Source organism: uncultured Amaricoccus sp., assembly GCF_937858865.1.
Taxonomy (GTDB): Bacteria; Pseudomonadota; Alphaproteobacteria; order Rhodobacterales; family Rhodobacteraceae; genus Amaricoccus.
This window is the reverse complement of the sequence record NZ_CALLYO010000241.1, coordinates 1-4,781: the sequence shown is the minus strand read 5'-3', so window position 1 is coordinate 4,781 and position 4,781 is coordinate 1. Positions and strand designations below refer to the sequence as shown.

8 protein-coding genes are annotated in these 4,781 nt (G+C 71.1%); 6 read left to right on the top strand and 2 right to left on the bottom strand.

The window, feature by feature from the left end; all coding sequences use genetic code 11:
- Nucleotides 1-287 (top strand): SDR family oxidoreductase (locus Q0112_RS06675; protein WP_297973038.1); only part of this gene is annotated, 287 nt, incomplete at its 5' end.
- Nucleotides 288-450: 163 nt separating this feature from the next.
- Nucleotides 451-1,188, top strand: coding sequence for a type 1 glutamine amidotransferase (locus tag Q0112_RS06670; protein ID WP_297973035.1), 738 nt, complete (start codon nucleotides 451-453; stop codon nucleotides 1,186-1,188).
- Here Q0112_RS06670 and Q0112_RS06665 read toward each other — a convergent pair whose 3' ends face one another.
- A complete protein-coding gene (locus tag Q0112_RS06665) occupies nucleotides 1,189-1,401 on the bottom strand; it encodes a hypothetical protein (RefSeq protein ID WP_297973032.1) in 213 nt (70 codons plus the stop codon).
- Between the two features lie 126 nt (nucleotides 1,402-1,527).
- Between Q0112_RS06665 and Q0112_RS06660 the strand changes: the two genes are divergently transcribed.
- The 3 genes from Q0112_RS06660 (at nucleotide 1,528) to fabI (ending at nucleotide 3,596) form a co-directional block, all read left to right on the top strand.
- On the top strand, nucleotides 1,528-1,794 hold the full coding sequence (locus tag Q0112_RS06660; protein ID WP_297973029.1) for a DUF2312 domain-containing protein: 267 nt from the start codon (nucleotides 1,528-1,530) through the stop codon (nucleotides 1,792-1,794).
- A gap of 375 nt (nucleotides 1,795-2,169) precedes the next feature.
- Nucleotides 2,170-2,589, top strand: a complete 420-nt coding sequence (locus Q0112_RS06655) for a Gmad2 immunoglobulin-like domain-containing protein (RefSeq protein ID WP_297973027.1) — start codon at nucleotides 2,170-2,172, stop codon at nucleotides 2,587-2,589.
- Between the two features lie 176 nt (nucleotides 2,590-2,765).
- Nucleotides 2,766-3,596, top strand: a complete 831-nt coding sequence (fabI, locus tag Q0112_RS06650; RefSeq protein ID WP_297973024.1) for an enoyl-ACP reductase FabI — start codon at nucleotides 2,766-2,768, stop codon at nucleotides 3,594-3,596.
- Between the two features lie 47 nt (nucleotides 3,597-3,643).
- On the opposite strand, the gene Q0112_RS06645 is transcribed toward fabI, so the two are convergent.
- A complete protein-coding gene (locus Q0112_RS06645) occupies nucleotides 3,644-3,946 on the bottom strand; it encodes an antibiotic biosynthesis monooxygenase (protein WP_297973023.1) in 303 nt (100 codons plus the stop codon).
- Nucleotides 3,947-4,182: 236 nt separating this feature from the next.
- Between Q0112_RS06645 and gpt the strand changes: the two genes are divergently transcribed.
- On the top strand, nucleotides 4,183-4,686 hold the full coding sequence (gene gpt, locus Q0112_RS06640; RefSeq protein WP_297973020.1) for a xanthine phosphoribosyltransferase: 504 nt from the start codon (nucleotides 4,183-4,185) through the stop codon (nucleotides 4,684-4,686).
- Nucleotides 4,687-4,781 lie beyond the last annotated feature (95 nt).

Here is a 4,781-nt window from a genome sequence, read left to right as displayed (position 1 = left end):
ATTCCGCCGCCAAGGCCGGCGACATCGGCTTCACCCGCGCGCTGGCGCAGGAAGGCGCCCGCGCCGGCATCACCGTCAACGTGATCGCGCCGGGCTACATCGCCACCGAGATGGTGAAGGCGATCGACGAGAAGGTGCTGAACGAGCGCATCATCCCGCAGATCCCGGTCGGCCGCCTCGGCGAGCCTTCCGAGATCGCCCGCATCGTCGTCTTCCTCGCCGCCGACGACGCCGGCTTCATCACCGGCTCGACCATCTCGGCCAACGGCGCGCAGTTCTTCAGCTGATCCCGTCTCGACCTTTCTTGCGGCCGGGTCAACGCCCGGCCGTTTTCTTTTCAGTTCAATCGCTTGATCGCCGTCTGGCATGCACGACGGCAGCCGGGCCGCGCGGCCGTTGACCGCAGCCCTCCGGCGGCCTATCTCGGATCCGACCGTCAGGAGCCAGGACATGAAGATCGGCATTCTCGAGACCGGCGAGGTCCATCCCGACCTCAAGGCCCGCCACGGCGACTATCCCGCCATGTTCGAGGCCCTGCTCGGCGCCGCCGATCCGACGCTCGAGTTCGCGACCGTCCGCGTCGTGGCCGGCGAGCTTCCCGCCTCGCCGACCCAGGCCGACGCCTGGTTGGTCACCGGCTCGCGCCACGGGGTCTACGACGACCTGCCCTGGATCGAGCCGCTCAAGTCCTTCCTGCGCACCTGCTACCGCGCCCGCGTCCCCCTCGTCGGCATCTGCTTCGGCCACCAGATCCTCGCCGAGGCGCTCGGCGGGCGCACGGTGAAGTCGGACAAGGGCTGGGCGCTCGGCGTGCAGGACTACCGGCTCGCCATCCGCCCCGGCTGGACGGCCGCCCTGCCCGACCGCTTCTCGGTCCGCGCGCTCCACCAGGACCAGGTGGTCGCGCTGCCGCCGAACGCCACCGTCCTCGCGACCTCGCCGCATTGCGAATATGCCGCCATCGCCTACGGCGACCCGGAGTCGCCCGACGCCATCAGCCTGCAGCCGCATCCCGAGTTCGGCCCCGAGTTCCTCGACGAGCTGCTCCGGCTCCGCGCCGGCACCTCCTTCCCGGCCGAGGCCGCCGCCGCGGCGCGGGCATCGCTTGCCCGCCCGGTCGACAGCGCCGCCTGGGCCGAGCTCATCGTCGCCTTCCTCCGCCGCATCGAGGCGCGGCGGGCCGCCTGATCAGAGCAGCAGCCCGGCCACCAGCATCGCGAGCCCGATCGCGGCCACCCCGACCGACCCGAGGTTGACCGCGAGCAGCCTGTGGAGCTGCGCATGCACCTCCTCGGCCGGCAGGCTGGCGCGGCGGATGCGGAAGCCCTGGGCGATGCACCAGCCGAGCCCGCCGAGGCCGAGCAGCGCCAGGAGAAGCCCGATCGAGGCGAGGGTCGGCATCTGCACTCCCATGAATCCCCGGAACCGCGGCGACGCTACCCCTGCGGCGCGCGCCGGCGCAAGGGGGCCTTGCCGCACCCCTGCCCTGCCGCTACGGTCCCGCCGCGACAGGCAGGGACCGAGATCATGGAAGACGTTCTGGAAGACGAGGCGCGCGATCGCTACCGGGTCACGGCGGGCGAGCTCCGCCAGTTCATCGAGCGCTACGAGCGGCTCGAATCCGAGCGCCGCGACCTCTCCGACCAGATGAAGGAGGTCATGGCCGAGGCCCGCGCCCGCGGCTACGACGTGAAGGTGCTGAAGAAGCTGATCGCGCTGCGCAAGCGCGATTCCTCCGAGGTGAGCGAGGAGGAGGCGATCCTCGAGCTCTACAAGGAAGCGCTCGGCATGTAGGGCGCCGCCCCCGGCGCACCTCCCGCCGGCGGCTCGAGGTTCGGTATTGCGCGATCCCTGGGCGCGTTTCCGCGTCCGCGCGCATTCGTGAACGCGAACGCGCTTGATTCTCCTGCTGCACGTGCGAAGTATCCATTCAGTGGACAGGACAACGCCCATGCCGCGGGGCCATCGGCGGCCGGTGTGCGGCATGCGCAGGGTGTATGCGAGGGGTGCGTTGTACTCGGTAAGGACGTGGGACGTTCAGGTCCCACGTCCTTTTCTTTTCGGCCGGTCGCGGGGGCCCCGCCGTGCGCTCGCCGGCGTCAGGAAGGTCTACAGCCGGCGCCGCGCCCGTGCTAGGGTCGCGCAGGTCGGCCGGGCAGCGGAGGGGTCATGCGGGGGATCGGAACGGCGCTGGCCTCGGTGCTGCTCGCCGGATGCGCGGCGGCGGCCGGCGACGGCCGGGCGGATGCCTGCGGCAATGCGGACGGCGCGCTGGACGACGCGGCCTTCGTCATCGCCACGGCGCCGGCGGCGGGGGCGCGCGTCTCGAGCGGCTTCGCCGTCGCGGGCTGCTCGCGCACCTTCGAGAGCACGGTGGTCTGGCGGCTCCATGCCCGGAACGGAGGGCTGCTCGCCCAGGGCACGGCCACCGGCGGCGGCGTCGACGGGCCGGGGCCCTTCGCCTTCGAGGTGCCGTTCAGCGTCGCCGAGCGGCAGATCGGAACGCTCGAGGTCTTCGAGGAGGACGCCTCCGACGGCGAGGGCTTCCCGCCGGGCCGCACGGTCCTGCCGCTGGTCCTGCATCCCTGACGCACGCGGAGTCGCACGCGTGCGACTCCCGGCAAGCGGTTGAATCGACGATGGGTTTCCGGGGGCGTTAACCGAAGCGCAACCATTGCCGCCGCCGGCGCCGCTCCGCCGGCAGTCGCTTGAAGCGCGCCGGCCTTTCCCTTACACCCAAGGCCTCAGGCGCGGGGAGTGACGTCATGGCGACCGGACTGATGAGCGGCAAGCGGGGCCTGGTCATGGGCGTCGCCAACGACAAGTCCATCGCCTGGGGGATCGCCCAGGCCTGCCACGAGGCCGGCGCCGCGCTCGCCTTCACCTACCAGGGCGAGGCGCTCGGCAAGCGGGTGCAGCCGCTCGCCGAACAGGTCGGCTCCGACATCGTGCTGCCCTGCGACGTCACCGACGAGGCCTCGCTCGACGCCGTCTTCGCCGCGCTCGCCGAACGCTGGGGCAAGCTCGACTTCCTCGTCCACGCCATCGGCTTCTCCGACAAGAACGAGCTGCGCGGCTCCTATACCGCCAACACCACGGCGGCGAACTTCACCCAGACGATGCTCATCTCGGTCTATTCCTTCACCGCCGCCGCGCAGCGGGCGGAGCGGATGATGCCGGACGGCGGCGCGCTCCTCACCCTCACCTACTACGGCGCCGAGAAGGTGATGCCGCACTACAACGTCATGGGCGTGGCCAAGGCGGCGCTCGAGGCGAGCGTGAAGTACATGGCGATGGACCTCGGGCCGCGCGGCATCCGCGTCAACGCGCTCTCCGCCGGCCCGATCAAGACGCTGGCCGCCTCGGGCATCGGCGACTTCCGCTACATCATGAAGTGGAACGAGCTGAACGCGCCCTTGCGCCGCAACGTCACCCAGGCCGACGTCGGCAAGAGCGCGCTCTACCTCCTCTCCGACCTCTCCTCCGGGGTGACCGGCGAGACCCACCATGTCGACGCCGGCTACCACGTGGTCGGCATGAAGGCCGAGGACGCCCCCGACATCGACGTCGTCACCGGCCGCAAGACGGCCGACTGACGCCGGCCGTCCTGACGCTGGCCGTCCTGACGCTGGCCGTCCGAGGGTCAGGCGTGGCGCTCGATCACCGCCTCGCCGGAGACCGGGTCGGTCACGCCGAGCCCGCCGCCGAGGTCCTCGAGCTTGTCGCGGAACGAGTCGAGGATGTCGATCATCGCCGGGCGCGCCGCCGCCAGGGCATCCATCCCGGTCCATTCGCCGAGGATGCAGAAGTCGCGCTCTCCGGTCCTGACGACACGGAGCGCGGTCATGCCGGGCATGTCGGAGAAGCGCCGGCTGCGGTGGATGTCGAGAAAGCCGTCGACCTCCCCCGGCTTCACGCGCATGCGCACGATGTTGTAGGCAGACATGCAGCCTCCCATCTTCGGCCCATGTCCCCGCCGATCTCCCTGCCGTCGGCCACGGGTCGGACCGAACTCGCCGGCGCGGGGAACGGGCGGCATCCGCCGTGCCGCGCCGCCTCGCCCCTTGCCGCGCAGGATACCAGATCGGCCGGGTGCCCTCAACGCGCGGGCAGAGCAGCGATGGACGCGGCCGGGCGGCCGGTGTAGCAGGACGGCGCGATGAGCAGAGCGGACCTTGCGCCATGACCGACCGCCTTCCGCACGAGAAGGGATTCCACGTCTCCTGGGACCAGATCCACCGCGACGCCCGGGCGCTGGCCTGGCGGCTCGACAAGCAGGGGCCGGGCGAGGACGGCGCCTGGCGGGCGGTCGTCGCCATCACCCGCGGCGGCATGGCCCCGGCGATGATCGTCGCGCGCGAGCTCGACATCCGCACGATCGACACGATCAGCGTGAAATCCTACGACTGGCAGAAGCAGGCCGAGCCGGAGGTGCTGAAGGCGCCCGACGCCGGGCTGATGCAGGACGGGACCGGCATCCTGGTGGTGGACGACCTCGTCGACACCGGCCGGACGCTCGAGCTGGTCCGCCGGCTCTATCCGAAGGCGCATTTCGCCACCGTCTACGCCAAGCCGCAGGGGCGGGCGATGGTCGACACCTACATCACCGAGGTGAGCCAGGACACCTGGATCTTCTTCCCCTGGGACATGGCGCTGCAGTATGTTCGCCCCTACCGCGGCGACTGAGGATCGCTTCGCCGCTCTAGCACGGCGCCGCTCGCGATGAGCACGGCCGGGGGCAACGGTGACGCTGAGGCCCGGATACAAACGGATCGCGACTG

Coding starts and splice junctions, on each gene's coding strand:
- Q0112_RS06655 (WP_297973027.1), top strand. CDS start 2,170: ATGCGGGGGATCGGAACGGCGCTGGCCTCGGTGCTGCTCGCCGGATGC.
- gpt (WP_297973020.1), top strand. CDS start 4,183: ATGACCGACCGCCTTCCGCACGAGAAGGGATTCCACGTCTCCTGGGAC.
- Q0112_RS06670 (WP_297973035.1), top strand. CDS start 451: ATGAAGATCGGCATTCTCGAGACCGGCGAGGTCCATCCCGACCTCAAG.
- Q0112_RS06645 (WP_297973023.1), bottom strand. CDS start 3,946: ATGTCTGCCTACAACATCGTGCGCATGCGCGTGAAGCCGGGGGAGGTC.
- fabI (WP_297973024.1), top strand. CDS start 2,766: ATGGCGACCGGACTGATGAGCGGCAAGCGGGGCCTGGTCATGGGCGTC.
- Q0112_RS06665 (WP_297973032.1), bottom strand. CDS start 1,401: ATGCCGACCCTCGCCTCGATCGGGCTTCTCCTGGCGCTGCTCGGCCTC.
- Q0112_RS06660 (WP_297973029.1), top strand. CDS start 1,528: ATGGAAGACGTTCTGGAAGACGAGGCGCGCGATCGCTACCGGGTCACG.